Below are 26897 nucleotides of genomic sequence, written 5' to 3'. Positions count from 1 at the left end.
CAAAAAAAATTAAGTTTTCTGAAAGTAATGCTCAAAGGGACGGTAAATAACGGCAAAAGAAAAGCCGTCTGGGTTTTTATGGTAGAGTTGCTGCATAAAAAGGGGTAGATGATCAAATTTAATGATTTGTGAAATGAGAGCATCCAGCAGTGGATTTTGCAAATGCACTAGGACCTGTTCTAAACGCTGTTGGTGAGTTAGATGCCCCCGCTTGGATTTGGCAATCGTGCTCACTTGAGAGGAAAGAATCTGTTTCCGTTGGAAATGGAAAGAACCGCCGAGATGGAGGGATACGGGGCGATGGCCTAACCAGCTTACTTCGATGACCCGACCCTCAAAACCCACACTGTCTAACGCCGTTTGCAGTCCTGAGCCTTGCCCCGAGCTATGAAAGCATAGGGAAAAAGCCTCCCGGGGAGAGGCCTGGGGGTCAAGGGTAGTGAGCCCCCATCCTAGTTCTTCAATCAATTGCCGGCGCTGCTTGTCAATTTCAATAATCACAGGCTGGCTGTCCCAGGCAGTTTTGAGCAAAAAAGCAATGAGCAGTCCCACCATCCCCCCTCCGACGATGGCAACGGGCACCGGAGGTTGGTATTCACTATCCCAGATGGCGTTCAGGGCGGTTTCCATGTTGGGGATCAGGGTGGCCCGCAGGGGAAGAAAATCTTCCGGCAGCGGCAGCAGTCGATCGTCCGGGATGATGGCGTAATTTTGGTGGGGATGCATGGTGAAGACCCGCCGGCCAGCATAAGGGCCGTTAATGGCCTGGCCCACCAGGCAATACCCATATTTAACCGGCAGCTCAAATGAGCCTCCCATGGACGGGCACTCCATGGTGCTCCAGCACTCAGGAGGCACGTGCCCTAATCCCACTAATCTCTCCGTTCCAGGGCTGATGCCCGTTACCCAGGTTTCGATGAGGCTATGACCCTCCGGTGCCGGTAAAGAAAGCGATTCCTGGCGAATGGAACCCCTCCCCGGCATTTCGACCCAGTAGGCCCGGGTGTTAGAGGGAACTAGGGTCGGTGGCGAGGCAGGCATTCCAATAATATTTCCTTATCGAGATAGAAGTGGGTCATATGAAAATAGGTTCCCTCTTGGATACGGTCGACAGGAGGTAACTGGAATGAGGGCAAGCCGGAGCCCAGCAGCAGCGGTGCAATATGAAGATGAAGCAGATCCGTACGTCCCGCTGCGAGGAAAAGGGAGAGGGTTTTCCCTCCGCCTTCAACAAAGACGGAACGTATTCCTATGGCCCACATCGTCTCTAAGACAGCCTTCAAGTCCATGATTTTGCTATTATTACCACATTCTTTGTCTCTTATCGGCAACGGCGTGACTTTTTCGGGAATAGGGTAGCGTTCCTTGACTTTATCGAGACTGCTGGAATGGAGTAACCAATTGTTTCCCGGTTCATGGAAGATCCGGTAGAGTTTTTCTCCGGCGAGTAAATGGCAGTGGCGGTCGAGAACCACCCGATCAGGGTTTTCCCCTTGAACTTCACGCACCGTGAGCCGCGGATTATCTTTTTCTACGGTGCTGCGGCCTACCAGTACGGCGTCATGAAGGGCCCGGAGGCGGTGGGCGTGCTTGCGATCGGCATGATTGCTGATCCACTGGGAATGTCCACTCACGGCGGCAATTTTACCGTCCAAGGTTTGTGCCAGGTGACCGCTGACCCATGGCGAGTAGTTTTGGGATGCGATATGATGGCCGGTGAGACAAGGTAAGTAAAGGCGAAAGGCGGTCAGGAGGTGGCAGGGTAGGGCTGGACCCCGTGAATAGCACCACGGCGATTCGCCGAAAGATAATGCCGAAGGATCGAAGGCGAGCAGCGTTGGAATAGGGCCAAAAGTTAGGTTGTCTAAGTGGGGATAAGGCGGCTTGGGTGCGGATAAATAAACAACAATAAGCGCCTTGGGTTTGATTTTTGCTATCACTTCAAGATTAGCTGTGAACTGCCATAAGGGGGTCTGATCCCCGCTTTCATGGGGATAGAAGAAAACACAGGGAGTCTCTGGTGCGGAAACATCGTTTCGGCACCAACGCTTAAAATCAAGCAGGCTTTCCCAGATTTCATCGACCGAGGAGTCAAGTACGGCACATTCCATAGCTCTAAAATCGTCTGTCGCTTATATTTTGGAGTGGTGAGTTTTTAACGATGAGTGAGCAACACCTCGATCATAGTTCCCGAAAATGCTATCGCAAGTTTTTGATTTTCCAATCGTCCATATCCATTTTGCTGTTGGCGGTGACAGCATTTTATCTGCAAATGCTTTCCCCTGGCTATGCCTTTGGCATTGTCCTAACTGCTCTTTGGGTTATGGGCAGTCATGGTTTTTTGGCCTACTTCCTCCGCGCCTGGCGAACGCCTGCAGATTGGGTGACGTTACTTCGGTTTTGGGTAGGAATCGCAGGTTTGATGATAGCCTCCTGCGGCGGGGCGGTAGCGCTGGTTTTGGTCATGATGATCATAGCTTCTTTTGGTGATTGGATGGATGGACGCCTTGCTACCCTCTATGGAGGGACTCCCCAAGGGGCAATTCTTGATGCTGAAACCGATCAGGCCCTGGTTTTTATGCTAGCGGTATTAGGAGTTACCGTGGGAGGTTTAGGTGTGTGGTTACTTTTATTTCCTCTTTATCGTTATGGCTATGTCTTATTGTTGGAAGTTTTTGCGATCCCCGCAGATGATCCCAAGCCTAAAGCCGGAGGTAATCTTCGCGGCCGGATTGTTTGTGCAGCGACGCAGGTCGTTCTATTAGCGAATCTGCTACCCCATTTGGCTTTGCCGGCAAAAAATTTATTGAGTGCTTTGGCTCTGGTTTTTCTAACCTACTCTTTTGCGGATGACATTCTCTATCAGTTCAGGGAGCGGTTCATACCCTCCCTTCACTCTCCAAAATCTTAACGCTAAAGCAATGTCTGTTTCCGAGACCATCATATTAGGCACTTACGGGTTAATGCTAGCTGAGTTGATTTTTCTACCGGTACCTAGTGAAGCTTCTGCTTACCAACTGTTGACTTCGAGACAAGCCCAGGAAGCACGGCTTTCAGAGGCTCTGCAGCAAGTCCATGGGATGCCTGTAGGGCGCAAGTTATTGGTCTTTTTGTTACCCACAAGTTTGACTGTGATTGCCTTTATTTCTGCCTTTGTTGCAAATTTTTTCCCTCAGTTGAAGGACTATTTATTGGCTATCCCCGTTTTGGAGAGAGTTATTGCACCTACGGCGCCGAGTCCCTCGTTATTTAGGTTTTTAATAACAGGGGATTTTATGATTAATAACATTAATTAGTATGTTTTCAAATGTTTGACAGTGGATGTCGTCGTTTTTTGTTAAGATTTATGCTCTCTTAAATTTAAAAAAGTTGAGAAGTTCTATGCAACGTTTTGGCGGCGTAATAGTGTTCTGGCTGCTGGCACTGGGTGGTGTATCGGAAGCAGCAAATTCAGGCAGTGAAGGCGTTGGAGCTAAAGAACGAATTATCATGGGATGGGTGGAGCGAGTTGCTCTTATTCCCTGGGGGGCCGAGCTTAAAGCAAAGCTAGATTCCGGTGCCAAGACTTCATCATTACATGCCGAAGACATTGAAAGGTTTGAGAAAGATGGCGAGGAATGGGTGCGTTTTATCATTGAGCTGGAGGGGAAAGGGGAAGAGATGGAGCAGCTCCATGTGGAGCAGCCACTGGTCCGTAATGTGAGAATAAAACGACATAAGGGCAATGCCAAAAGACGACCCGTAGTTAACTTGAAGTTTTGTTTAAATGGCAGGAGCTACGAGACCCAGTTTAGTTTGGTTGATCGCAGTCAGTTAAATTACCCCCTCCTTTTGGGTCGTCGCTTTCTGAAGGATGTGGCCCTCATTGATCCCAGTAAAACCTTTCTCACTAATGAAGGATGGGATGCTTGCTTGATAAAATATGCCGCCGACGAAGCCTCGGATCAAAAAGCCGAAATACGACAAAATTAAATCCCTTGCGCTGGGATTAGCCTTCTATTGGAAAATAAAATTTGAAGAATTTACACGTCAAAATCCTTGCCCTTTTTCTCATTATTATTGGGACAGGTGTAACTTATTATAAGGTGACGCGCCTGGGTTTGCCGGTACTACCGGCTGAACAAACCGAAGTTTGGATGGTGGAGGCCCGTCTTGAATTTGAGGCTAAAGGCAACCAACCTGTGAAAGCTCGGTTCTATGTCCCCAACAATCCTCTTGGCTTTACGGTGGTGGATGAAGATTTCATTTCTACCAAGTATGGCTTGACCATGGAAGACAACGGTATTAATCGTATTGCCCAGTGGGCTGTGCGCCGGGTCCGAGGGAAACAAGTCTTGTATTACCGTATTGAATTAGCCCCTGAGGTAGCTGTTCCGATAAAGGCGCGCAGCGGAATTACTCCTCCATTTCCAGCCGTTCCTGATTATCCTGAACCCATGGGGTCAGTGGTGCAAGCGCTATTGGACGAGGTGCGCCGCAAATCTGCCGATGTGGCTTCCTTCACGGGGGAGCTTTTGGTCCGTCTTAATGCCCCTAACCCTGATGAAAATGTTCAGGTTCTGCGTAAAGGTGTTGAGGATTCGGCTGCCTGGGTAGATCGGGTTATTTATATCTTGGCGGGTGCCCGGATTCCTGCCCGCATCGTTCATCTCTTACAGCTAAAAGATGGCATAAATCACGGTACCTTGACTCCGTGGTTGGAAGTCCATAATGGCCAGGAGTGGTTGGCTTTTGATCCCAAAACTGGAAGCCGAGGATTTCCTGGGAATGCATTGATCTGGTATGTAGGCAATGATCCCCTGATCAACTTGGAAGGAGGAAGTTCACCCAAGGTTGAATATTCCATTTCCAGTCAATTTCAAGAGTTGGTTTTGGTGGCGGAACGACGGGCACGGCAAATTAATTCCATGATTATGGATTTTTCCTTATTTAGCCTTCCTGTTCAGACGCAAAATGTTTACCGGGTTCTTTTATTAATCCCCATTGGGGCATTTTTGATTGTGGTGCTACGGAACATTATTGGCATTAAAACCTTTGGGACGTTTATGCCCATATTAATAGCCTTGGCGTTTCGGGAAACCGAACTCCTCTGGGGAGTCCTGTTGTTTACGGGAATCGTGGCCCTAGGGTTGCTACTGCGTTTTTATTTGGAATACCTTAAATTACTGCTTGTACCACGCCTAGCTTCGGTACTGGTAATGGTCATTCTCTTAATGGCCGTCATTAGTGTACTCACCCACAAAATAGGGTTAGAACGGGGTTTGTCTGTGGCCCTTTTCCCTATGGTGATTTTGACCATGGCCATTGAACGTATGTCCCTGGTGTGGGAAGAACATGGTCCCGGGGAAGCACTGCAACAAGGCTTGGGGAGTCTTTTGGTGGCCGTATTAAGTTATTTGTTGATGACCAATAAGTTATTAGGGCATCTGGTTTTTGTTTTTCCTGAATTATTATTGGTGGTTTTGGCCATGACTTTGTTAGTAGGACGCTATGCCGGTTATCGACTAACGGAACTGTGGCGGTTTAAGGAATTTTTGAGAAAAACGGATACCCGATGATCCTTCCTTGGCGGCGTTTACGGCAGCTTGGCATTCTAGGGATGAACCAACGCAATGCCGACTATATCTTGCCTTTTAACCCGCGACGCCATTATCCCTTGGTCGATGATAAGAGACTAACCAAGCAATTGGCCTTAGGCGCGGGAATCGCGGTGCCCCAGCTTTATGGCCTCGTCGATATAGTTCACCAGATTAGGAGCTTGGATAAGCTTCTCGGTCCCCATGAGGACTTTGTCATCAAGCCTGCCCATGGCAGTGGTGGTGAAGGGATTTTGGTGGTGACTGGACGCTACAAGGGGCGTTATCGTAAGGCCAGCGGGATAATTCTGACTGAAGAGGAAATCGGCCATCATATCGCCAATATTTTAAGTGGCATGTATAGCCTGGGAGGATTGCCTGACACTGCCCTTATTGAATATCGGGTTAAATTCGATCCGGTATTTGAGGCCGTCAGTTATTTAGGAGTCCCGGATATCCGCACGCTGGTCTTCCGCGGGGTACCGGTATTGGCGATGATTCGGCTGCCTACCCGTCTCTCAGATGGCAGGGCCAATTTACACCAAGGGGCTATTGGTGTCGGTATCGATTTGATGACCGGCCGTACTAGCTCTGGCGTATGGCGAGAACAAGCGATTGATCATCATCCGGATACGGGTGGGGGAATAAGGGGGTTAGAAATACCCCATTGGGATGCCATTCTTGAACTGACTGCCCGCTGTTTTGATTTAGTAGGCTTGGGTTATATTGGGGTGGATATTGTTTTGGATCGGGAGCTGGGTCCCTTGATGTTGGAGCTTAATGCCCGCCCTGGCCTGAGTATTCAATTAGCTAACAAGGCTGGCTTGCGGGCTCGTCTCCAACGCATTCAGAGCCTTGGGGAGATTCCCTCCGCTGCCTCTGAGCGGGTGGCTTTAGGAAAGGGATTATGTAATCTTTAAAAGGGCTTCTCACATCTATCGCTGTATTAACTTGTAAAGGGGCAAGCCCGTAGCCACGAGTAATATTCCGTATAAAGCTTGTTCCCAGTTGTGAATGGCACTGGCAAAGGCTACTCCTAGAGAAGCCAGCAGATAAAGCAAAGGCGTTAGAGGATAACCGGGGCAGCTAAAAGGGGGAGGGGCTCCATTCTGGCGCCTAAAAATAAATAAGGATGCAGCCGCCATGGAGGATAATAGCAGAATAGCTAAAGTGGCCCAGTTGACAAGCCGCTCGATTCCTCCGGTAGCCGCAAGTAAAGCAGTCCAGAGGCCGCTGATCCAGAGGGCTCCCGAGGGAACTCCGGCGGCATTAGTACGGCTAAATATTGGGGGGGCAAGGCCATCGCAGGCCATTGCATAATAAATGCGCGCTCCTGCCATCAGAGTCACATTGGTGGAGCCTAAAATGGCTATTGCGATCATCACCGAAAGGGGCTGTTCGGCACCTGGGCCTAATAGTCGCCGGGCGGCTTCTGCCCCCGCTGTTGTGGACCCGGTCAGAGTTTCCTGGGGGACCACCATCAGCAATAGGAGGTTAATCAGTAGATAAAGTAATATTACCAATAGGGTACCGCCGAAAAGACCCCGAGGTAAATTTTGTCCCGGATCTTTGATTTCGCCTGCCACATAGGCGGCTGCATTCCAACCTGAGTAGCTAAAGAATACCGGTACCATTGCGGCTCCCAGTGCTAGCAAACGGTCATTGAGCTGAATAGCTGGTGGCTCTGGCCAGTGGGTTTCCGTTTCACCAAATAGAAGTCCGCCACTGAATAGTCCTGCAAGTCCGATTAAAGGAAGGGCAGTTAACAAAGCCGTTGTCCTTCCCGCTACCCTTGCTCCGGCGATATTCGCAAAGGTGAGTAGCAGGATAAGCAAGGGAGCATAAGTCAATTGGATGACAGGGGAGCTTCCCTGGAGTATCGGCCAGGCCGCTTGGAAATGGGTCACAACAGCAATAGCCATAGCGGCAGCCGAACCTGAGAAGGTAATGGCCAGCGCAGCCCATCCCATCAGGAACCCCCAGGCGGGGCCGTAGGCAAGAGTCAGGTATTGATAGTCGCCTCCGGCTTGGGGAAATCTAGCGCCTAGCTCACCATAGATAGCTGCTCCGCAGAGGGCAAGAACCCCTCCCAAAATCCAAGCTGCAAGGGGCCATATCATCCCTGGAAGCCAATCAACGACTAAACCCGGAGTGATGAAGATGCCAGCGCCCATCATGTTGCCGGCGACCAACCAGACGACCGTTAGGGGCCCTAACTCACGTTTTAGACCCATTACTGTTCACAGATTGAGAAAAATACCTAAATTCCAGCGGCCAAGCGCTGCTGGAGCTTGCTAAAGTCATGTTCCAGTGCCGTTTTCCTAGTTTCATCCCGCAAGGCCGCCGCTGGATGATAAGTGACCAAGGTGGGTAAATTTTTGACTTCTATCCAATTGCCTCGCAGCTCGGTAATTTTTGCTTTCGGATTGACTAAGGTTTGCAGGGCGGTTGCGCCCAGCAATACCAACAGTTTAGGTTGAAGTAGTTCAATTTGCCGTAGTAAAAAAGGGAGTTCTTTTTTAATTTCGCTGCGATAAGGTTTACGGTTGCCGGGAGGATGGGTTTTGAGGATGTTGCTGATATAGATTTGCTCTCGTTTTAACCCAATTTGACTCAATAAGGTGTTGAGTAATTTTCCTGCGTTCCCAACAAAAGGCCGGCCAGTTTTTGCTTCCTGGACACCTGGAGCTTCGCCGATGATCATCATTTCTGCTTGGAGCGACCCTTCTCCAAATACGAGTTTTTCCCCTGTGGTCACCTCAGAATCCAAATAATGCTCACAGAGCTGTTTGAGCTCATTAAGAGTGGCAACCTTTTCCAGTTGTTCATGTAAAGGGGTTTGCACCTTTTTTACCTAGCTGGGAAAAGTTATTTTAAGTATCTCAGTAAAAGTTTTGAAGCATTCCTGAAGTGAGCCGGTGGCGTGGAGCCAGGGGACAGGGAAGTCCCCGCACCGAGTTCCTAAAATACCTCATATTTTATTCATAGGTACTTAATTGAGAGCCTTTGAGAGAGACAAGCCCCGCTAGAGCGAGGCTTGCACTTTTTCGGGTTTGACCTATTAAAAAGTAGGGGTAGCAATACTGCTAAGCGTGGTGATGGCCACCTGCACCATGCACATGACCATGTTCTAACTCTTCTTCCGTTGCCTCACGGATATCGATCACTTCCACATCGAAGTCTAGTTTTTCACCAGCCAGGGGATGATTAGCATCTACCATTACTTGCTCAGTCCCAATGTCAGTCACCGTGATTAACTGGGGACCGCTGGGGGTTTGGGCCTGAAATTGCATGCCTTCTTGCAGCTCATCAACTCCTTGGAAAGCATCCCGTGGAACGGCCTGGATAAGCATATCATTGCGCTCTCCATAGGCTTCCTCTGGGTCTATACTGATATTGAATTTGTCACCTTCAGTTTTTCCAGCAAGTGCTTTTTCGAGCCCAGGAATAATACTTCCTATCCCATGTATATAGGCTAATGGTGTTTCCTGGGAAGAGCTATCAAGCACAGTGCCTTCTTGGTTTTTTAAAGTGTAATGAATATAAACCACTTTTCTATCAGAAACTTGCATAATAACACCTTCTATGTTGCAGCAGTAGGATGAGTTATGGTATCGATTCTTATTATTAACTTATAGGTTTTGATTAAATTTAGACGCTTAAATTCAAATTATAGTGCCCATTTAGGGAGATGAAGAGGTAAGCGCAGGTTTAAATCTCTTAGATGAGCAAGCTTGAAATCAATTTGAAAAAATGATGGTCATAGCAGAGGGCACTGGATTGTGCTGGAATATGACAGAGTAGAAAAATATCTTACCCCATAGTATAGCGGATATTTTGGAATGAGTCGGCAGCTTTCCGCCAATTAAAAGGAGAGAAAATATGACCTTCAAGATAGATGTAGCAGGCAATGTCAGCCTTAGTCTAGCCAGGGTGATTGATGCCGAGATAAAAGATCAAGTAGGCAGAAATCCTCCCACCTTGCATGCGGTGCTAAAGGCGATGAATGAAGGTCTGGTCGATAGACTGATTAGGGAAGGAACTATCGACGCTGAAGAACGAGAGAAGCTTTTTTCTGAAATCAATGCCCTGATTGAGGGGTACGGTAAAGACACGCTTGCACAAAGCTTTATGAAGTATAGGGCGAGTGAAAATTTAGCGATTGTGATCCAGGCGGAAATAGACAATCCTGATGCTATTCAGCCTGTTACGCTTGGCTCGGTGCTAGGAGCCATGAGGCAGGGTTTGGTGGCCACACTCGTCGGTACGGGTGATATTGATCCAGATGAAGACGAAACGTTGGTTGCTGAAATAGAGCAGTTAATCCAGATGAATGGGTCTAATGCCCTCGCGGAAGAGTTTTTGCCTTAATTACAAGAGGGGACATCGACTGCTATATAGGCGAATATTAAGAATTAAATTGCATCTATTCCATGGACTTAATCAGCGATAACCAGCTATTTTGCTTGATCGAAGAGCTGGTATTACAGCACTCTCCAAGTGGTGCTGAGCAGGAAATAGATAGCTGGCTACTCGAACGTTTTGCTGCCTTGGGCCAGGAAACCTGGCAGGATGCCGCAGGCAATCTTATTGTGAGGGTGCCTGGAAAAAATCCTGGCGCGATTGCTATTACGGCGCATAAGGATGAAATTGGTGCCATTGTAAAATCTATTGATAACCGAGGGCGGGTGGAGGTGAGGAAATTGGGTGGAGCTTTCCCCTGGGTCTACGGGGAAGGTGTCGTGGATTTGCTCGGTGACCATGCCTGCATTAGTGGCATTCTTTCTTTCGGTTCCCGCCACGTCTCCCATGAAGCTCCACAGAAAGCTCAACAGGATCAAGCGTCTCTACAGTGGCAGAATGCGTGGGTTGAAACGAAGTGCACGCCGAAAGAGTTGGATGCTGCGGGAGTGCGTCCGGGTACTCGGATGGTGGTAGGAAAACACCGTAAACGTCCCTTCCGCCTGAAGGACTATATCGCAAGTTATACCCTGGATAATAAAGCTTCAGTGGCGATTCTGCTGGAATTGGCCCGGAATCTCCAGAGACCTTTGGTGGATGTTTACCTGGTGGCTTCTGCCAAGGAGGAAGTAGGCGCGATAGGAGCACTTTATTTTACTCAACGACAATCTCTAGAGGCCTTGATCGCTTTGGAGATATGCCCCTTGGCATCTGAATACCCCATCAAAGAAGGGGTTGCCCCTGTGCTGCTTTCCCAGGACGGTTACGGCCTTTACGATGAGGGGCTCAATGGACTTATTAGGCAAGCTGCGGCCCGCCGAAAAATCCCCCTGCAATTGGCGACGATTAGTGGTTTTGGTAGTGATGGTTCTATTGCCATGAAGTATGGCCATGTGCCCCGGGCTGCTTGCTTAGGTTTCCCCACCCAAAACACCCACGGTTATGAAATTGCCCATTTAGGGGCCATTACCCATTGCATTGAAATTCTTTATACGTTCTGTACCCAGGTTCAGGTAGATTATGGAAGTATTCAGAAAAGCCAATTGAAAGGCCGGTGGGGTATGCTAGATTTTATGAAGGGGTAGACTGTTATCCATCATCCATATTAGCAAAGACGAGGAGGAGTAATGCGGAAGCCGCAGTTTGTTTGGGTCATTGCTGATTGGTGTTGAGTTCTTTTCTCTTTACTGCTCAAGCACAGGAGGCAAGTCAGGTAGGGAAGCTCAACGACAAAATGCAAGAAACCTTGAATGAACAGATTAATGCGGAATTGTATTCTGCTTACTTATAGAGGGAGAGGTTGCGCCCTGGGGGATCTAGGGCGCAGTGACCGCTTCCGGTTTGCGAGAAGAGGCGGGATAGGCGTGCTCTTGGCAAATCTTGAAGGTCTCTTCTTCCTTAAGTATTTCCTGAGTTAGCCCGCAGCGGAAAAGCTGATTGTTATTGGTAGTCATTAAATATTGGCAAGTATGGCATTGCCCGAAGGTGTGGTGATGATTTGCTTTCTGGAGGTTGCGGAGCAATTGTTCAAGGACCTGTTGGGTCGTTTGCAGCTCTGTTGTGTTTAATCCAGTGAAGGCCGATTCCTTACTGGGTAGTGAGGAAAGCTTTTGAGCTAGCGCCTGGCCTTTGGAGGTGAGCACTAAATGGACTACACGCCGATCTTTCGGATCAGGTTCTTTTTGAAGGTATCCATGTCGTTGTAATACTAATAGGGACTGGGAGGTGGTGCCCTTTGTGGTACCTAGATACTCCGATACAGCCATGGGTGTATTGCTGTATCGGTTGCATTGGGCAAGATAACGCAAGACCTGGAGATGGGCAGGATGTAGGTTCAGCACTGCTGCAGTCTTCCGCTCTTCTGTCCGAAGCAGGGTTCCAACGCGCTCTAGTAGGTCAAATAATTTTTGCTTGTCCATGATCTGTAATCATACTTAAAAATTTCTATGGAATCGATACCCTACTTGACAAATGTTGAAAGTCTCATTTATGGTATCGAATCGATAATATTAACGATGGAGGACATCGTGATGAAGAAAAAACTGCAAGCAATGTTTAGCTTCATACTTCTGGGGATTGTTAGCAGCATTGCTTATGGGGGTGGGGACGACAAAGTTGCTTACTCAGAGGGTTAAGGAAAAAGGAAACGGATAATGAGCGAACAAGAAATACCGGGGTATACTTACGGAGCAGAGGCAGTAGCTAAATCTCCCGTCTCTTTGGAGGACTTCGATCTTCTTAAAAAGACAGTACTCTTTACTGAAGATGATGAAAAATACTTGCGCCTTGCTGGCGAAGTATTAGCCGATCAGGTGGACGAGGTTCTGGACTTGTGGTATGGCTTTGTGGGTTCTCATCCTCATTTGGTGCACTATTTTTCCAACCTGCAGGGTGAGCCTGACAGCGATTATTTAACGGCTGTGCGCAAGCGTTTCGGTCAATGGATACTCGATACCTGCAACCGCACTTATGATCAGGATTGGCTTAATTATCAGCATGAGATTGGTTTAAGACACTACCGTACCAAGAAAAACCAGACTGATGGTGTCCAGTCCGTTCCCATCATTAACTATCGCTATTTAATCACCTTTATTTACCCCATTACGGCGACCATCAAACCATTCTTGGAGAAAAAAGGCCACCGTGCAGACGAAGTTGAGAAAATGCATCAGGCTTGGTTCAAATCGCTTGTGCTTCAGGTGACGTTATGGACTAATCCCTATCTGCGCCCAGAAGATTATTAATTGCCGATAATCAGCAGTGAGTGATTTGGCGGGGCTGATTTTCCCGTTCAGTGGCGGTCAAGAAATAGGGCGTTTTCGCTTTATTTTTATTTGTCTGTAGGTATTCACTTCAATGAGTCACAATATTGACGATTGACATCGGTGATCTTCCCATCTAAAGTATCGACTCGAAACCAAATCGGTTAGTTTTGATATAAAAACATAATGCGTAAACAGAATACAATCCTAAACAGCAATTGAAATTCCTAGGGGTCGTTTAAGTAAAGATCTTAAAGAATGTTCTTTTGTCTGTTAAGGAATTGTAAGTGCCCCTAAAGAGGGGCTATTTCACTTATAAACTAAAAATTGGGTAGAGGAAAGTTAATGATGAAAATGACCAAAGCTCTCTTGGTAAGCTTTGCTTTTGGATTATTGTTGATAGGCGCAGCACAGGCAAAGGATGTAAAGCCACAAAGTTTCACGGTAGTTATCAACGCGTATGATACCACCATTCCAGAACTCAATGTGGAAGGTGTAACGGTCAAAAATATTCGCGCTTTCAATGTCCTCAATGAGCCCGAGGCGCTAGTTGTTCAGAAAGGAACTCCAGTAGAGATTACTATAGACAACAAGTCCCCCATCAGCGAAGGGTTCTCCATCGACGCCTATGGGATCCAAGAGGTGATTAAAGCGGGTGAGACCAAAACCATTAAATTTAAGGCTGACAAGGCTGGGGCCTTCACCATTTGGTGTCAGCTCCATCCCAAGAATATCCATCTGCCTGGCTCCTTGAACGTCGTCGAGCACTAAGGGGTTTTGCAGAGAGTTTATGAATAAGCCGTAGGTAAGGCATTCGATGCCTTATTTGCTGCTTATGGTTGGGCCGGATTTTATCCGGCCCAAATTTTTTATAGCCTTGACATTTACAGGGCGGCTATTTCAGCATGTTGCTGTTCCAGGGTGGTTAAGGCAGCAGTCAATTCCTCGGCCCGTTGGCGTTCTTTTGCCACGATTTCAGCCGGAGCCCGTTCCACATAATTTTGATTAGCCAGCTTGTTTTTGACCCGTTCTAGATCTTTGCCCATTTTTTGGATTTCCCGATCCAAGCGTTGGAGTTCCGCTTCTTTGTCAATGAGCCCAGCCAAAGGAATGAGAAGCTTAAGTTCGCCCACTAGGGCCGTTGCTGCAGGGGGTGGGGTTTTCTCACCAAGCCACTGAATAGAGTCCAGTTTGGCCAGAGTGGCTAGAAATTCCTGGTTGGTTTCCAACCGTGTCCGGTCATGGCCCGTGCCGGCTTGCAGCAGTAGCGGAATGGATTTATTAGGGGCGATATTCATTTGTGATCGGATGGAACGCACCCCCGTCACAAAGGCAATGACCCACTCTATCTCCTCGACGGCATCCTGATCGATGGTGTCAATTTCCGGCTGGGGATAGGGTTGCAACATCAAAGTTTCCCCTTGGCGGCCAGCCAGCGGTGCTACTTGTTGCCAGATTTCCTCGGTAATAAACGGAATGATAGGATGAGCAAGTCGTAATAGGGTTTCTAGCACTTCCACCAGGGTGTGGCGGGTCCCCTGCTTGGCGGCCTCTGGACTGGCCGGATTATTCAGCACCGGCTTAGAAAGTTCCAGATACCAATCGCAATATTCATTCCAGGTAAAATCATAAATAGCCTGGGCGGCACGATCAAAACGATAGTTTTCGATGCCTTCAATGACTTGTTGGGTGGTTGATTGCAAGCGGGACAGGATCCAGCGTTCCGGAGTGCCCAGTACCTTATCCCCTGCGGTCTGCTCTGGATGAGGTTGCCTTTCTGAGGACATATTCATTAGGACATAGCGGGCGGCATTCCAAAGCTTATTGCAGAAATTACGATAGCCCTCAATCCGGCCCAAATCGAAACGGATATCTCGACCCCGGGTCGCCAGGATGGCAAAGGTGAAACGCAGGGCGTCGCAACCAAAGGCGGGAATTCCCCGGGGGAATTCCTTGCGGGTGGCCTTTTCGATGCGTTTGGCCATGGCCGGTTGCATCAAACCGCTGGTCCGTTTAGTCACCAAGGTTTCCAGATCGATGCCATCAATGAGATCCAGGGGATCGAGAACATTACCCTTGGACTTAGACATTTTTTGCCCTTCGGCATCGCGAACCAGACCATGGATATAGACTTCCCGGAAGGGAACGTCTTCCGTGAATTTAAGGCCTATCATGATCATCCGGGCCACCCAGAAAAAGATGATGTCAAATCCGGTAACCAGTACGCTGGTCGGATAGAAGGTGTGTAATTGGGGCGTTTCCTCCGGCCAGCCCAGGGTGGAGAAAGGCCATAGGGCTGAGGAAAACCAAGTGTCGAGAACGTCCGGGTCCTGTTTTAAAGGAAGGTCTGGAGAGAGAGTATATTTCTGGCGGACTTGGGCTTCCGTGGGGGCCACATAAACTTTTCCATCCGGATCGTACCAGGCCGGAATCCGGTGTCCCCACCAAATTTGGCGAGAGATACACCAATCCTGAATATTCCGCATCCACTCAAAATAAACCTTGTTCCAGTTTTCGGGGATAAAGCGGATCTGCCCATTTTCCACCGCTTTAATCGCGGGTTCGGCCAAGGGGGCGGCTTTGACGAACCACTGGTCGGTCAAATAAGGTTCAATAACGGTGCGGGAGCGATCGCCCCGGGGGACCATCAGCTTATGATCTTCGATTTTCTCCAATAAACCGGCGGCTTCCAGATCAGCCACGATTTGCTTACGAGCCTTGAAGCGGTCCAAGCCTTGGTATTTTTCGGGGGCATTTTCGTTGATACAAGCATCTACCGTGAAGACATTGATTAAGGGCAGCTTGTGTCGTTGTCCCACTTCGTAGTCGTTAAAATCATGGGCGGGAGTGATCTTCACACAGCCGCTACCGAATTCTGGCTCCACGTAGTCATCGGCAATCACGGGGATAGTGCGGTTCGTCAGAGGAAGGGCCAGTGTGGTGCCGATGAGATGCTGGTAGCGGGGATCTTCTGGGTGTACCGCCACTGCCGCATCCCCGAGCATGGTCTCGGGACGGGTGGTCGCCACTACCAAATGCCCGTTGCCATCCGCTAGGGGGTAACGCATATGCCAAAGATGGCTATGCTCCTCTTCCGAAACGACTTCTAAATCCGAGATGGCCGTATGCAGTACCGGGTCCCAATTCACCAAGCGCTGGCCGCGATAGATGAGCCCTTCATCGTAGAGGCGCACAAAGACCTCACACACCGCTTGGGACAACCCCTCGTCCATGGTAAAGCGCTCCCGGCCCCAATCCACGGAGGCCCCCATGCGGCGGAGCTGGCGGGTAATGGTGCCGCCTGAGTGTTCCTTCCATTCCCAAACCCGCTGGATAAACGCCTCCCGACCTAAATCATGGCGGGTTTTCCCCTCGCCATTGAGCTGTTGCTCGACTACCATTTGGGTGGCGATTCCGGCATGGTCGGTGCCTACTTGCCACAGAGTATTATCCCCCCGCATTCGGTGGTAGCGAATCAGAGCATCCATAATAGTGTCTTGGAAGGCATGTCCCATATGGAGGTGCCCGGTGACATTGGGCGGGGGGATCATGATGCAGTAGGGGGCATTATCTCCCTGGGGGGCAAAATAACCTTTTTGTTCCCAGGTCTGATACCAGTATTGTTCTATCGCTTGTGGGTTATAGCTTTTATCCATGGAAGTTAGCAAATCGCTGGTTATCGGAGAAACGAGAAAGGGCAGAAGTTCTGCCCATGGCTAAGAAACTGGCGGAAAGCCCTTTTTAAAGTAGGGGGTAAGGCGGGTTAGCACCGTACCCACCAAAATTTTAAGCGCTTAAGTAAGGGAATCTCGCTCGACCTTGATCCCCCCTTCGCTGAAAGCAAGGCTTTCCGACAGCTTTTTAAAACCATTATACCTTCAGCGCTAGGTGTAAGCACCTAGTAGGGCTTAGTGAAGAAGCTATAGGGAGTGCCTCGAAAGGCGCAATGCAAGCTCTGACCTTTTTTCTGTTTTTCCCACCGTGCTTTGCACTTTATATTTCTATGGTGCGTGTAGCTTCTCAGTTCCACCAGTGATCTCCTTGTTCGCAAAGCTCCTCTAGGACCTGTTGCATCCGCATGTGGATTTGGCGCATTTTGTCTTCGCTGGCATTCGAGGGGACCCAAATTGGAGGTGCCTTCAAAACGATTGCTCGGGTGAAAGGTATCGGGATTTGAAATCCATCCCAACTATTGAGTTGGATTTTGTGTTTCATTGAAACATGAAAGCAGGAGATTGCTGCTCCTGTCTTTCGGGCGAGAATAACGGGACCGACTTTCGCCACATGTCGCGGACCCCTGGGACCATCGATGGTGAAAGCGGCGTCACGTCCCTGCTGGATCTCCTTCACCATCGCGGAGAGGGCTTTCAAGCCGCCCCGTGAGCTAGAGCCGCGGACGGCACTATACCCATGGCGTTGAATGCAGTGGGTCATTGCCTCGCCATCCAAGTTCATGCTAGCCATGACAATGATGCCCCGGTTCCGCCAGTACCAGGTTGCCGGGAAAATGCGACCATGCCAGAAGGTGAGGATCGCGCGGGAGCCAGCCGCGTAGATCTGTTCCAGATACTTATCTCCTTGAGACTCCCAGCGAATGGTGCGACAAATGATGGTGATGATCCAGTAACCCAGCCATCCCATGAGACGAACTTTGCCGTATTGCCACCGCGTAAGGGTCGGTTGTTTCGTTTTTTTAGGGTGACGTTTAAACTTGTCTTTGCAGTTGGATGAGCAGAAATAATAGGTTTCGCTCTCGACGCCAATTTTTAACTGGGTAGTCTCAGGATCTACCGGAGTTTGACAGAAGACGGGGTCCGTTTTCATGATTTTTCGGTACTTTTTAGTTACTAATCGCTAATCAATATTCTGAGTGGGAGTCCCCATAAACTTTACTATTTAAAACACTTTTTGCCTCAACCATCGTTTGAAACTATTGAGAGCAAAAAATAATAGATTAGGTCTTGCTCCATACTTACAGAAGCATATATCTCTGAAAATCATAACACACGAACTCCAGTCATCTTAAAGACAAATTTGGTATCAACTTATAGACACCATACATTCAGGATCATCATTCGCTGGTCTATTCACCCGTCGGCTCACGGGGTAATCGTCCATTTTTTCCGGCGGATAGGGTCTTAACAGCGCTGTCAGGGTATGGGTATCTTGGTTTTTGGGATTGAGCCAAGCTTCGTAGTCGGCAGGTTCTAGGATGACCGGCATTCGGTCGTGAATTGGTCGAATGAGTTTATTGGCGTCGGTGACAATAATCGTGCAGGAATCGATGCATTTGCCCGTTTCCCCTTCCCAATGTTCCCAGAGCCCAGCAAAGGCAAACACTTCGCCATCGCGCCGGCGGATATAGTAGGGTTGTTTGGTGCCATCCGCTGCTGATTTCCATTCGTAGAATCCATCGGCAGGGATAAGGCAACGCCGATGCCGGAATGCGCTCCGGAAGGCGGGTTTAGTAGCAATGGTCTCAGCGCGGGCATTGATCATGCTATAGGAGGTTTTTTCTTCCTTGGCCCAGCTGGGAATGAGCCCCCAGCGTAGCATGGCCAACTCTCTCTGGGAGGATTCCCTGCGTACGACGGGAACGGCTTGGGAAGGGGCAATATTGAACCGGGGAGTGAGCTGTTGCATTTGAAGGAGATGAAAATGGGCAGCGAGCTGTTCAATGGGAGCATGAAGGGTATAACGACCACACATTAGATTGCACCGATTTGAGAAAGTCCATAAAGTACCAATTTTTGCATTAATTTTTCTTTCAATGTGGTGGGATTATCCAGCTGTAATCGCTTTAGGTAGGCTGTGGCGCTTTCTGGTGTAGAAGTCATCATTTTGAGCTGATGCCTATTGGGGATAGCAAACCTTTTTTTAGCCACCATGGTTTGAAGTAATTCGAACACTCTCATTAAAACCATTTCTTCCGGGGTAAATTCAGTGCCAAAGGGTAGTTCCGGGACAAATCCCTGTGCTTTATAAACATGAAAATGCTTTTCAAGGCGCTCTGGATAGTTATCTTTAAAACCGTCAGGAATTTGGTAGCCTTTAGGAATTTTTCCTGCTTTTTTAGCTTCTTTGAGTAGGGCTTCTTGAAACCTAGAATCAGCAATCTTCAATAAGGCGATGATGACTTCCCGATCATTTTTGCCTCTTAGATCAGCAATGCCGTATTCGGTTATCACTATATCTCGTAAATGGCAGGGAATGGTGGTATGACCATAGTTCCAGACGATATTAGAACTGATTTCGCCGTGTTTTTCTCTAATGCTCCGGAGCATGATAATGGAGCGGGCATCAGATAAAGCATGGGCCATGGCAATGAAATTGTATTGACCACCGACTCCACTCACGGTACGACCATCTTCCAGTTTATCTGAAATTATGGCACCATCAAGGGTGACCATAAGGGCGGAATTAAAAAAGCGGCCATCTTTTCTTTGTAGTCTTTTGAGGTCCTCATCACCATAAAGTTGATTAACATAAGAGATCCTCTTCATACAGAACTGCTGACGTTCTTCTGTTTTTAGATTCCGTAGAAAATTATAAAATCGCTGGGGGCCCAGGAAGAAGCTTGCATGGAGTAAATGTCCTCCTTTGATCTGAGGCCCTAAGCAATAATGATAAATTTTCTCGGCAGCGTGAGTATCCGTGAGGTCGGCAGGGATGTCCATCCCCCTAGGAGAGTAGAGATAACCATCTTGGTATGCCCATTCTGTTTTAAATATACCCCACTCTTGTAGTAGGGCAACAGCTTTGGCGTTAAGCTTGGGAGGGATGATTTTTTCTTCTATGAGGCAAGACAAAGTTTCTGGAGAAACTTGGCTGCTAATTCTTTTTTTATTGAGGAGCCGTTGAAGGGTTTTATGGGGATAGACTTTTCGTTTTAGCACTCCACTACGATAAAGTTGCATGAAACCTTCAACGAACATTTCGCTGTTGGCATAGAGACCTTCTTTAAAAGAGTTTATTCCTCCCACGTTATGGATCATATTTCCAAATTTATCCAAGGTTTTTGATTCCGATAAAAGATCGCCATAAACGGAATTATGTTGATGTCTCATATTGATGAAATAGGTGACAGCATCCCCTAGTGAACCAATTCCAAGCTGAATTGTTCCCCCGTCCTTGATAAGTGTGCTGGCATGAAGCCCAATCATATAATCGGCCGAATTAATTGCCATGTTGGGGGGGGCAAAGAGTTTGAATGTATATTGAGGATGGTCCACAATGGCGTCAAAATCATCCGGCGATATCAGTGCATCACCGTACATAAAAGGTAACTCAGGATTGACTTGACCTAGTATGGCAATTTTTTTTCCGCCCCGTTCCTGTTGACGCATTTTAAAGATAATATCAGGAGTAAGATCAGGATTGCAGCTTAGGCTATAGTGATTCTCATTCGCTACTAGTTGAGTGCTGCTAATAAGCTGGGCAAAAACATTAACACCGCTATCTAAAGCGTCTCGCACCACATGGGTATAGTTGCTACTCGTAAAATTTTGCTGGGCATGGAGGCTATTGAGAAATTTACCAGGTTGTAAATAAAATTCAGCAATTTCTATATTTGGAGGAACCTTGTTCTTCTTAAGTGCCGAAACATACTCGAGCTCAGGATAACCGCCAAAAATTCTTGTGGAAAGCGGCTCTATTAATCTGCGATCAAGCCCGTTCTTCCATTGTGGTTTTGTTAGAGTTAGGGCCGTAAAGATTTTTAATTTTAGGCTGGGATCTTGAACTGCTCGACGGAAGAATTCGTTGATTAAGTGGTTAGGTTTTCCTAGCCCAATGGGGGTGCCAAGCACGATGTGCTTGCCCACTTTGCACAAAGTATTTTCGACACAGCTTTCAACATCGGTATAGTAAATGGGTCTTTTATTATTTCTCAACATAGTGGGCTTTGGCCTTTACCTAACAGGATGACACTCTAGGGGATGAGATGATTGTAGCAATGTTCCTTGTGGGAACAACAGCAAAAAACGTTACTCTAATTTTATGCTTAAGTGGACTACACTTAATTTGTGTGCGACCTGCTTTAGTGATCCTCGCTCTTCCTAGCGTGTGATCTGCTTCTAGCAAAGGGCAGGGTGCTTCTCAGCGAGAACCATAGGGGGTTAAGAATGGCTACTTTTCTCTCATCTTTGCGGCGCAATCTGATTAGTCGACCGGTACTCAATAGGATACGCCGCGTATTACCCCCTCTTTCAAAGACAGAGCAACAGGCATTGCATGCAGGCACAGTAAGTTGGGAGGCCGAACTCTTTTCCGGAAGGCCCGATTGGAAATATCTACATGATTTACCTCCGTCCCAGCTTACGGAGGAGGAGCAGGCCTTTATCGATGACCCTACCGAAGAACTCTGTCGGCTCCTGGATGATTGGGAAATTAACCATGAGCGGAAGGATTTGCCCCCCGAAGTTTGGCAGTTTATCAAGGATAATGGTTTTTGGGGAATGATTATCCCTAAGGCCTATGGAGGACTGGAGTTCTCGGCCTTGGCTCACTCCTCGGTCATTGTCAAATTGGCCAGCCGGAGTGTGACGGCTGCGGTGACTGTTATGGTACCTAACTCTTTGGGTCCCTCGGAGCTTTTGTTACTCTACGGCACTGAAGAACAAAAAAGCCATTATCTCCCCCGATTAGCCCGGGGCGAGGAGTTACCCTGTTTTGCCATGACAGGTCCTACCGCCGGTTCCGATGCCGCTTCCATGCCTGACTCAGGGATCATTTGCTATGGTGATTATCAAGGCAAGCGTACTTTGGGTATGCGGGTTTCCTGGAATAAACGCTACATTACTCTAGGTCCCGTTGCGACCGTATTAGGGCTGGCATTCCACTTATATGATCCGGAGCATCTGTTGGGGGAGAAGGAAGATATTGGCATTACCCTCGCCCTGGTTCCTACGGGCACGCCGGGCGTTCAAATTGGGCGGCGCCATTATCCTTCCTATCAAGCTTTTCAAAATGGTCCCACCACGGGCCAGGATGTGTTCATGCCCCTAGAGTGGATTATTGGCGGCCAGGAGCGGGTTGGCCAAGGGTGGCAGATGTTGATGGAGTGCCTTGGGGTAGGGCGCTCGGTATCTTTGCCCTCCCTAAGCACCGGGGCTGCCAAACTATGTGCCCGCACCACGGGGGATTACGCCCGGGTACGAAAACAATTTCACCTTCCCATTGGTAAGTTTGAGGGAGTAGAAGAGGTCCTGACGCGCATTGCGGCCAATGCCTACTTGCTCGATTCCCTTCGAACGACGACTACCGCGGTGGTTGATCAGGGGAATAAACCTTCCATTCTTTCCGCCATCGCCAAGTACCACTCCACTACGCGCATGCGGGAGAGCATCAATGATGCCATGGACGTGCATGGGGGCAAAGCTATTTGCGAAGGACCAAATAACTATCTGGCAAATAGCTACCATGCGATTCCCGTGTCCATTACCGTGGAAGGGGCAAATATCCTTACTCGAAGTATGATTATTTTCGGTCAGGGTGCGATTCGCTGCCATCCTTATCTTCTCAAAGAGATGCAAGCCGCTCAAGACCCGGATGAAAAGCAGGGGTTGATAGCCTTTGATCAGGCTCTTTTTGGGCATATGGGATTTTTGCTGCGCAATCTGGGTCGGGCCTGGTGGCATAATCTTACGGGTGGGCGTTGGGCCCATGCCCCGGAAGGGGGTGTCACGGTTGGCTATTATCGACAATTGAGTCGTCTCAGCGCCTCTTTTGCATTGGTTGCTGATCTTACCTCGTTAATTCTGGGGGGAGAGTTGAAACGGCGGGAGAAACTATCGGGTCGTCTAGGGGACTGTCTGAGCCATATGTATTTACTCAGTGGTCTTCTAAAGAGATTTGAGGATGATGGTCAGCCACAGCAAGATCTTCCCTTGCTGCATTGGTGTAGCCAGAGAGAACTTTATCTTATCCAACAGACATTCGAGGATATCTTGGCAAATTTTCCCTCCCGTCCTGTAGGTTGGCTATTGCGCGGGGTTCTTTTCCCTTGGGGCAGACGTTTCAGAAAGCCCCCAGATGACTTAGGGCGGGAGTGCGCTAGCCTGCTATTGTCCCCCTCTACCACACGAGATCGGCTGACGGCAGGAATTTTCCTGGGCAGTGGCAGAGAGGAAGATCCTATGACTCGTTTAGAACAAGCCTTTGAAGCGGTAATAGCTGCCGATGAAATTAATGGAAAGCTCCATCAAGCAGCTAAGGAGAAAGGGCTGAAAAGCCTCTCCCTTGAAGAGGCCGTGGAGGGGGGAGTTATTTCAGAGGGAGAGGCAAAGACGGTTGCGAAAGCCAAAGAACTGACCTGGGAAATCATTACTGTGGATGATTTTGCGCCGGAAGAACTCACTGGAGTGGGGCTTGAGGAACGGAAGCAAGCCGTATCAGGGTGATAAAAATTCCCAGAACGAGAAAGGGAGAATTTTTTACCTTTCCTTGAATTTGGCGCCAAATCTTCTAAGGTTGTCTTTATCTGTATTTGATGGAAATCGAAGCGAATGAATAGTAATAGGCAAGCGGTGATTGTAGCGGGGGTACGCACGCCGTTTGCTAAACGGCAAACCGCATTTAAATATTTTACTCCTTTAGATCTGGGAAAGTTGGTCTGTGCGGAACTTTTAGAGCGCGCTGATTTGGAGCCTAAAACGGTGGATCAGGTGGTCTTTGGGCAAGTGATTCCTTCCCTTCAGGCCCCTAATGTCGCCCGGGAGATTGTATTAGGCCTTGGAATGCCTCCAGGGATTCCCGCTTACACGGTTTCCAAGGCTTGCATCACGAGCTATCAAACCACGGTGAACGTGTTAGAGGCCATCCAGGAGGGGGCCATTGAGTGTGGAATTGCCGGTGGGACAGAGAGCGCCAGCGATGTACCTATGATGGCTTCTAAGCCCCTCCAGGATGCCTTACATGATGCCGCTAGCGCCAAAACCCTGGTCCAGCGTCTCGCTCCTTTCAGGAATCTTTCTCCAAGTGATCTGCTTCCTCGCCCGCCGGCGATTGCAGAACCCTCAACGGGGGAAACCATGGGGGAAGCGGGTGAGCGGATGGCAAAGGAAAATGGTATTTCCCGAGAAGCTCAGGATGAGTTTGCCCACCGCAGCCATCAACGAGCAGCCCATGCCTGGCGAGAAGGAAAATTTTCCGATGAAGTCATGGCCGTGCATATCCCTCCTGATTTTACCGAGACCTTGGTGGAGGACAACTTGCTTCGACCCGAGTCTGATCTGGCCACCTATGCCAAGTTGAAGCCTGTTTTTGACAAGAAATACGGTACTGTGACGGCGGGAAATAGTTCTCCCTTAACTGATGGGGCCAGTGCCCTGCTGTTAATGAATGAAGCTAAGGCCAAGGCATTGGGAATGCCTATTCTGGGGAAAGTACGAAGTTATGCCTTCGCGGCCCTGGACCCTTTTGATCAACTGCTGTTGGGGCCTGCCTATGCAACACCCATTGCCTTAGAACGGGCGGGGATGACCTTAGCGGATATGGATTTGATCGATATGCATGAGGCCTTTGCCGCCACAGTGCTTTCCACGATTCAAGCCTTCGAATCGGCTACTTTCGCGCGGGAAAAATTAAACCGCAGTGAGCCTATTGGAAAAGTCGATTGGGATAAACTCAATGTCAATGGAGGGTCGATTGCCATGGGCCATCCCTTTGCTGCCACGGGTGCCCGGGAAATCGCCCAAACTCTAGGGGAGTTAAAGCGCCGGGGGGGTGGGGTGGCCCTATGTACCGCCTGCGCCGCAGGAGGAATGGGGGCTGCCATGGTGTTGGAGGTGACTTCATGAGGGATGTAGGGAACACTCAATCACTATGGGTTGAAAGACGAGAGGATAACGCTGCCATCATTTGGTTTGATGTTCCTGATGCCCCCGTCAATACTCTCCAAGCAGGTTTTGAGCAGGACTTTAATCATGTGCTTGAGCAACTGGTGGCAGATAAGGATTTGGAGGCGGTGGTACTGGCCTCAGCCAAAAAGGATTTTATCGCTGGTGCCGACATCAAGATGTTAACTCAATTGCCGGATTCTGAGGCCGCAAGGCAGCTCTCCCATGCAGCGCAAGGGGTGATGAAACGGGTGGAATCTTTTCCTCTTCCCATTGTGGCGGCAATCCACGGAGTTTGTTTAGGTGGAGGGCTAGAGGTGGCTTTGGCCTGTCAGGCACGGGTCGCCTCCAACAGCGATCGAACGCAATTTGGCCAGCCTGAAGTCAAATTGGGAGTCATTCCCGGGGTGGGAGGGACTCAGCGTTTACCTCGCCTGGTGGGTCTTGAATCGGCACTGGATATGATATTGACGGGCAAGACGGTTTCCGTCTCTAAGGCCCGGGCTATGGGATTGGTTGATGAAGTGGTTCCCCAGCCAGTCCTGTTAGAAGCGGCTCTGGCCCGTGCCCGTGAACTTTCCTGGAAAGAGTTGAGAGAGAAAAAGGAGGGGGAAGCTCGCTCTTCCCGTGGGCTTAGTCAGGTTCTTGGCAGCATTTTGAACCTGCGGAAACTTAGAACGCTGCTCTTAGAGGAGAATCCAGCGGGCCGGTCTGTTTTATTTAACCAGGCAAAGAAAAAGGTCCTGTCCCATACCCATGGCAATTTGCCAGCTCCCCTTCAGGCGCTGGAGGTGATCAGAACCGGCATTGAGGAGGGCTTGGAAGCGGGTTTTAAGGCGGAAGTGGAAGCCTTCGGTGAATTGGCCGTGAGCACCAAAGCCCGTAATCTCATGGCCCTGTTTTTAGCAAGGACCGCGCTGAAAAAAGACGCAGGAACAGAAGCGGAGGTAAGCTCTCGGGAAGTGCATAAGGTCGGCGTTTTGGGGGCGGGGCTGATGGGCAGTGGGGTAACCTATGTGACCGCCGCTGAGGCAGGTTTGCCCGTGCGCTTGAAAGATGTCAATCACGAAGTTTTACGGCGAGGGCTTCGCTCGGTATGGAATTCCGTGACTGAGCAAGTCCAAAAACGGCGTATGACGTTAGGGGAGCGTGACCGTGTTCTAGCTTTGGTCCGTCCTACGACCGAGTACACAGGGTTTAAACAAGCCGATGTGGTCATTGAGGCCGTCAGTGAAAACCTTGAAGTAAAACATCAGGTACTACGCGAAGTGGAAGCCTACGGTAGTCCTGAAATGATCTTTGCATCCAATACTTCCACCATTCCCATCCATAAAATTGCTGAAGCGAGTCAGCATCCCGAGGCTGTGATTGGGATGCATTATTTCTCGCCTGTGCCTAAAGTGCCTCTCCTTGAGGTTATTGTGACCGACAAGAGCGCACCGGAGGTTATCGCCACCTGTGTTGCACTGGGCAAACGCCAAAACAAAACGGTAATTGTGGTTCGTGATGGAACAGGCTTTTATACCACACGGATATTAGGCCCCTATATCAATGAAGCTATTCATCTTTTAGCCGAGGGGGTTTCCATTGAGGAGATTGATAAGGCATTGGTTAATTTTGGTTTTCCTGTGGGGCCCTTCAAGCTAGTGGATGAAGTGGGTATTGATGTGGTTCAAAAGATCGCTCAGATCTTGCATGGCGCTTTCGGTGGGCGGATGAAACCCACACTGATACTTGAAAAATTAGTGGAAGCTGATCGGCTTGGCAAGAAGAATGGTCGGGGTTTTTATCGTTATCAAAAAGTGGATGGAACTTTTAAAGGCAAAGGGAAACAAATAGATAAATCCGTATATCCCTTATTGGATGTTAAACCTCAAAAAAAGCTTGAGGCTAATAATATCGCGATGCGCTGCCTTTTGCCGATGATCAATGAGGCGGTGTATTGTTACAGCGATGGCATTCTGCGGTCGGCCCGTGACGGCGATGTGGGCGCTGTTTTCGGGCTTGGTTTCCCACCCTTTTTAGGAGGGCCATTTCGCTTTATTGATAACCAAGGTATAAGTGAGATTGTCGAACAGCTCGCTCACTACCAAGATCAATTGGGTGAGCGTTTTACTCCTGCGCCCCTCCTTGTTGAGCTTGCTCAACAACGGATTGGCTTTCACGATGAGAAGACGCCTGCACCGGGGGGAACCCTCTGAGAGGGAGAAGTAGCGAATGCTACCTTTTATAGCAGTTTCTCAAAATTCTTCGGGTGCTGG

Annotated in this window: 22 protein-coding genes; 12 read left to right on the top strand and 10 right to left on the bottom strand. The window is 48.9% G+C overall.

Annotated features, from left to right (window positions below; translation table 11 throughout):
- Positions 1–9: 9 nt before the first annotated feature.
- Positions 10–1041 carry a zinc-dependent alcohol dehydrogenase gene (locus tag E3U44_RS14805; protein WP_134358894.1) on the bottom strand — a complete coding sequence of 344 codons (1032 nt, stop codon included), beginning with the start codon at positions 1039–1041 and terminating at the stop codon, positions 10–12.
- The gene (locus E3U44_RS14800; protein ID WP_134358893.1) at positions 1017–2111 is read right to left on the bottom strand and encodes a RibD family protein; all 1095 of its coding nucleotides are present in this window, start codon (positions 2109–2111) and stop codon (positions 1017–1019) included. The genes E3U44_RS14805 and E3U44_RS14800 overlap by 25 nt, the downstream gene beginning before the upstream one ends.
- A 50-nt stretch (positions 2112–2161) precedes the next feature.
- Between E3U44_RS14800 and E3U44_RS14795 the strand changes: the two genes are divergently transcribed.
- The 5 genes from E3U44_RS14795 (at position 2162) to E3U44_RS14775 (ending at position 6496) form a co-directional block, all read left to right on the top strand.
- Positions 2162–2911 (top strand): CDP-alcohol phosphatidyltransferase family protein, encoded by a 750-nt coding sequence (locus E3U44_RS14795; protein WP_134358892.1) that lies wholly within the window; start codon positions 2162–2164, stop codon positions 2909–2911.
- 10 nt (positions 2912–2921) lie between these two features.
- Positions 2922–3296, top strand: coding sequence for a hypothetical protein (locus E3U44_RS14790; RefSeq protein ID WP_206054807.1), 375 nt, complete (start codon positions 2922–2924; stop codon positions 3294–3296).
- A gap of 85 nt (positions 3297–3381) precedes the next feature.
- Entirely contained in the window at positions 3382–3972 is a 591-nt protein-coding gene (locus tag E3U44_RS14785; protein WP_134358891.1) for an ATP-dependent zinc protease family protein, read from the top strand.
- A 41-nt stretch (positions 3973–4013) separates the two neighbouring features.
- Entirely contained in the window at positions 4014–5558 is a 1545-nt protein-coding gene (locus tag E3U44_RS14780; RefSeq protein ID WP_134358890.1) for an inactive transglutaminase family protein, read from the top strand.
- Positions 5555–6496 (top strand): alpha-L-glutamate ligase-like protein, encoded by a 942-nt coding sequence (locus E3U44_RS14775; RefSeq protein WP_134358889.1) that lies wholly within the window; start codon positions 5555–5557, stop codon positions 6494–6496. Before E3U44_RS14780 ends, E3U44_RS14775 begins: the two co-directional genes overlap by 4 nt.
- Positions 6497–6511: 15 nt before the next feature.
- On the opposite strand, the gene E3U44_RS14770 is transcribed toward E3U44_RS14775, so the two are convergent.
- The 3 genes from E3U44_RS14770 to slyD all read right to left on the bottom strand — a co-directional run bounded on the left by E3U44_RS14770 (position 6512) and on the right by slyD (position 9148).
- The gene (locus E3U44_RS14770) at positions 6512–7810 is read right to left on the bottom strand and encodes an APC family permease (protein ID WP_134358888.1); all 1299 of its coding nucleotides are present in this window, start codon (positions 7808–7810) and stop codon (positions 6512–6514) included.
- A gap of 26 nt (positions 7811–7836) precedes the next feature.
- On the bottom strand, positions 7837–8421 hold the full coding sequence (locus E3U44_RS14765) for a uracil-DNA glycosylase (RefSeq protein WP_134358887.1): 585 nt from the start codon (positions 8419–8421) through the stop codon (positions 7837–7839).
- Between the two features lie 241 nt (positions 8422–8662).
- Complete coding sequence (gene slyD / locus E3U44_RS14760) at positions 8663–9148, bottom strand: peptidylprolyl isomerase (RefSeq protein WP_134358886.1); 486 nt, start codon at positions 9146–9148, stop codon at positions 8663–8665.
- Between the two features lie 310 nt (positions 9149–9458).
- Between slyD and E3U44_RS14755 the strand changes: the two genes are divergently transcribed.
- Both E3U44_RS14755 and E3U44_RS14750 read left to right on the top strand, forming a co-directional pair.
- On the top strand, positions 9459–9947 hold the full coding sequence (locus E3U44_RS14755; protein ID WP_134358885.1) for a hypothetical protein: 489 nt from the start codon (positions 9459–9461) through the stop codon (positions 9945–9947).
- A gap of 62 nt (positions 9948–10009) precedes the next feature.
- Positions 10010–11122, top strand: coding sequence for a M42 family metallopeptidase (locus E3U44_RS14750; protein ID WP_134358884.1), 1113 nt, complete (start codon positions 10010–10012; stop codon positions 11120–11122).
- Between the two features lie 231 nt (positions 11123–11353).
- On the opposite strand, the gene E3U44_RS14745 is transcribed toward E3U44_RS14750, so the two are convergent.
- Entirely contained in the window at positions 11354–11956 is a 603-nt protein-coding gene (locus tag E3U44_RS14745; protein ID WP_134358883.1) for a MarR family winged helix-turn-helix transcriptional regulator, read from the bottom strand.
- A gap of 234 nt (positions 11957–12190) precedes the next feature.
- Here E3U44_RS14745 and E3U44_RS14740 point away from each other — a divergent pair, with 234 nt between their 5' ends.
- Complete coding sequence (locus tag E3U44_RS14740; protein WP_134358882.1) at positions 12191–12781, top strand: protoglobin domain-containing protein; 591 nt, start codon at positions 12191–12193, stop codon at positions 12779–12781.
- Between the two features lie 363 nt (positions 12782–13144).
- Positions 13145–13570, top strand: coding sequence for a nitrosocyanin (locus tag E3U44_RS14735; protein ID WP_240761522.1), 426 nt, complete (start codon positions 13145–13147; stop codon positions 13568–13570).
- 113 nt (positions 13571–13683) lie between these two features.
- On the opposite strand, the gene E3U44_RS14730 is transcribed toward E3U44_RS14735, so the two are convergent.
- From E3U44_RS14730 to E3U44_RS14715, 4 genes are all read right to left on the bottom strand, one after another.
- Positions 13684–16455 carry a valine--tRNA ligase gene (locus E3U44_RS14730; protein ID WP_134358881.1) on the bottom strand — a complete coding sequence of 924 codons (2772 nt, stop codon included), beginning with the start codon at positions 16453–16455 and terminating at the stop codon, positions 13684–13686.
- A 364-nt stretch (positions 16456–16819) separates the two neighbouring features.
- Positions 16820–17623: a DUF374 domain-containing protein gene (locus E3U44_RS14725; protein ID WP_134358880.1), complete on the bottom strand. Its 804-nt coding sequence runs from the start codon at positions 17621–17623 to the stop codon at positions 16820–16822.
- Positions 17624–17839: 216 nt separating this feature from the next.
- Positions 17840–18508: an SOS response-associated peptidase gene (locus tag E3U44_RS14720; protein ID WP_134358879.1), complete on the bottom strand. Its 669-nt coding sequence runs from the start codon at positions 18506–18508 to the stop codon at positions 17840–17842.
- Positions 18508–20694, bottom strand: a complete 2187-nt coding sequence (locus E3U44_RS14715) for an acetyl-CoA hydrolase/transferase C-terminal domain-containing protein (RefSeq protein ID WP_134358878.1) — start codon at positions 20692–20694, stop codon at positions 18508–18510. Before E3U44_RS14715 ends, E3U44_RS14720 begins: the two co-directional genes overlap by 1 nt.
- Positions 20695–20922: 228 nt before the next feature.
- Between E3U44_RS14715 and E3U44_RS14710 the strand changes: the two genes are divergently transcribed.
- The 3 genes from E3U44_RS14710 (at position 20923) to fadJ (ending at position 26837) form a co-directional block, all read left to right on the top strand.
- Positions 20923–23199, top strand: coding sequence for an acyl-CoA dehydrogenase (locus tag E3U44_RS14710; RefSeq protein WP_134358877.1), 2277 nt, complete (start codon positions 20923–20925; stop codon positions 23197–23199).
- A gap of 105 nt (positions 23200–23304) precedes the next feature.
- Positions 23305–24597, top strand: coding sequence for an acetyl-CoA C-acyltransferase FadI (gene fadI, locus E3U44_RS14705; RefSeq protein ID WP_134358876.1), 1293 nt, complete (start codon positions 23305–23307; stop codon positions 24595–24597).
- The gene (gene fadJ / locus E3U44_RS14700; protein ID WP_134358875.1) at positions 24594–26837 is read left to right on the top strand and encodes a fatty acid oxidation complex subunit alpha FadJ; all 2244 of its coding nucleotides are present in this window, start codon (positions 24594–24596) and stop codon (positions 26835–26837) included. Before fadI ends, fadJ begins: the two co-directional genes overlap by 4 nt.
- Positions 26838–26897 lie beyond the last annotated feature (60 nt).

The sequence above is a fragment of the Nitrosococcus wardiae genome, from assembly GCF_004421105.1.
GTDB classification, from domain to species: domain Bacteria; phylum Pseudomonadota; class Gammaproteobacteria; order Nitrosococcales; family Nitrosococcaceae; genus Nitrosococcus; species Nitrosococcus wardiae.
This window is presented reverse-complemented; position numbering and strand designations above follow the sequence as displayed.

Bases quoted from the DNA above. Each gene is read 5' to 3' on its own strand.
- E3U44_RS14755 (WP_134358885.1), top strand. From the start codon at position 9,459: ATGACCTTCAAGATAGATGTAGCAGGCAATGTCAGCCTTAGTCTAGCC.
- E3U44_RS14715 (WP_134358878.1), bottom strand. From the start codon at position 20,694: ATGTTGAGAAATAATAAAAGACCCATTTACTATACCGATGTTGAAAGC.
- E3U44_RS14745 (WP_134358883.1), bottom strand. From the start codon at position 11,956: ATGGACAAGCAAAAATTATTTGACCTACTAGAGCGCGTTGGAACCCTG.
- E3U44_RS14735 (WP_240761522.1), top strand. From the start codon at position 13,145: ATGATGAAAATGACCAAAGCTCTCTTGGTAAGCTTTGCTTTTGGATTA.
- E3U44_RS14795 (WP_134358892.1), top strand. From the start codon at position 2,162: ATGAGTGAGCAACACCTCGATCATAGTTCCCGAAAATGCTATCGCAAG.
- E3U44_RS14725 (WP_134358880.1), bottom strand. From the start codon at position 17,623: ATGAAAACGGACCCCGTCTTCTGTCAAACTCCGGTAGATCCTGAGACT.
- E3U44_RS14805 (WP_134358894.1), bottom strand. From the start codon at position 1,041: ATGCCTGCCTCGCCACCGACCCTAGTTCCCTCTAACACCCGGGCCTAC.
- E3U44_RS14785 (WP_134358891.1), top strand. From the start codon at position 3,382: ATGCAACGTTTTGGCGGCGTAATAGTGTTCTGGCTGCTGGCACTGGGT.
- fadJ (WP_134358875.1), top strand. From the start codon at position 24,594: ATGAGGGATGTAGGGAACACTCAATCACTATGGGTTGAAAGACGAGAG.
- E3U44_RS14770 (WP_134358888.1), bottom strand. From the start codon at position 7,810: ATGGGTCTAAAACGTGAGTTAGGGCCCCTAACGGTCGTCTGGTTGGTC.
- E3U44_RS14720 (WP_134358879.1), bottom strand. From the start codon at position 18,508: ATGTGTGGTCGTTATACCCTTCATGCTCCCATTGAACAGCTCGCTGCC.
- E3U44_RS14750 (WP_134358884.1), top strand. From the start codon at position 10,010: ATGGACTTAATCAGCGATAACCAGCTATTTTGCTTGATCGAAGAGCTG.
- E3U44_RS14790 (WP_206054807.1), top strand. From the start codon at position 2,922: ATGTCTGTTTCCGAGACCATCATATTAGGCACTTACGGGTTAATGCTA.
- E3U44_RS14775 (WP_134358889.1), top strand. From the start codon at position 5,555: ATGATCCTTCCTTGGCGGCGTTTACGGCAGCTTGGCATTCTAGGGATG.
- E3U44_RS14710 (WP_134358877.1), top strand. From the start codon at position 20,923: ATGGCTACTTTTCTCTCATCTTTGCGGCGCAATCTGATTAGTCGACCG.
- slyD (WP_134358886.1), bottom strand. From the start codon at position 9,148: ATGCAAGTTTCTGATAGAAAAGTGGTTTATATTCATTACACTTTAAAA.
- E3U44_RS14800 (WP_134358893.1), bottom strand. From the start codon at position 2,111: ATGGAATGTGCCGTACTTGACTCCTCGGTCGATGAAATCTGGGAAAGC.
- E3U44_RS14730 (WP_134358881.1), bottom strand. From the start codon at position 16,455: ATGGATAAAAGCTATAACCCACAAGCGATAGAACAATACTGGTATCAG.
- E3U44_RS14740 (WP_134358882.1), top strand. From the start codon at position 12,191: ATGAGCGAACAAGAAATACCGGGGTATACTTACGGAGCAGAGGCAGTA.
- fadI (WP_134358876.1), top strand. From the start codon at position 23,305: ATGAATAGTAATAGGCAAGCGGTGATTGTAGCGGGGGTACGCACGCCG.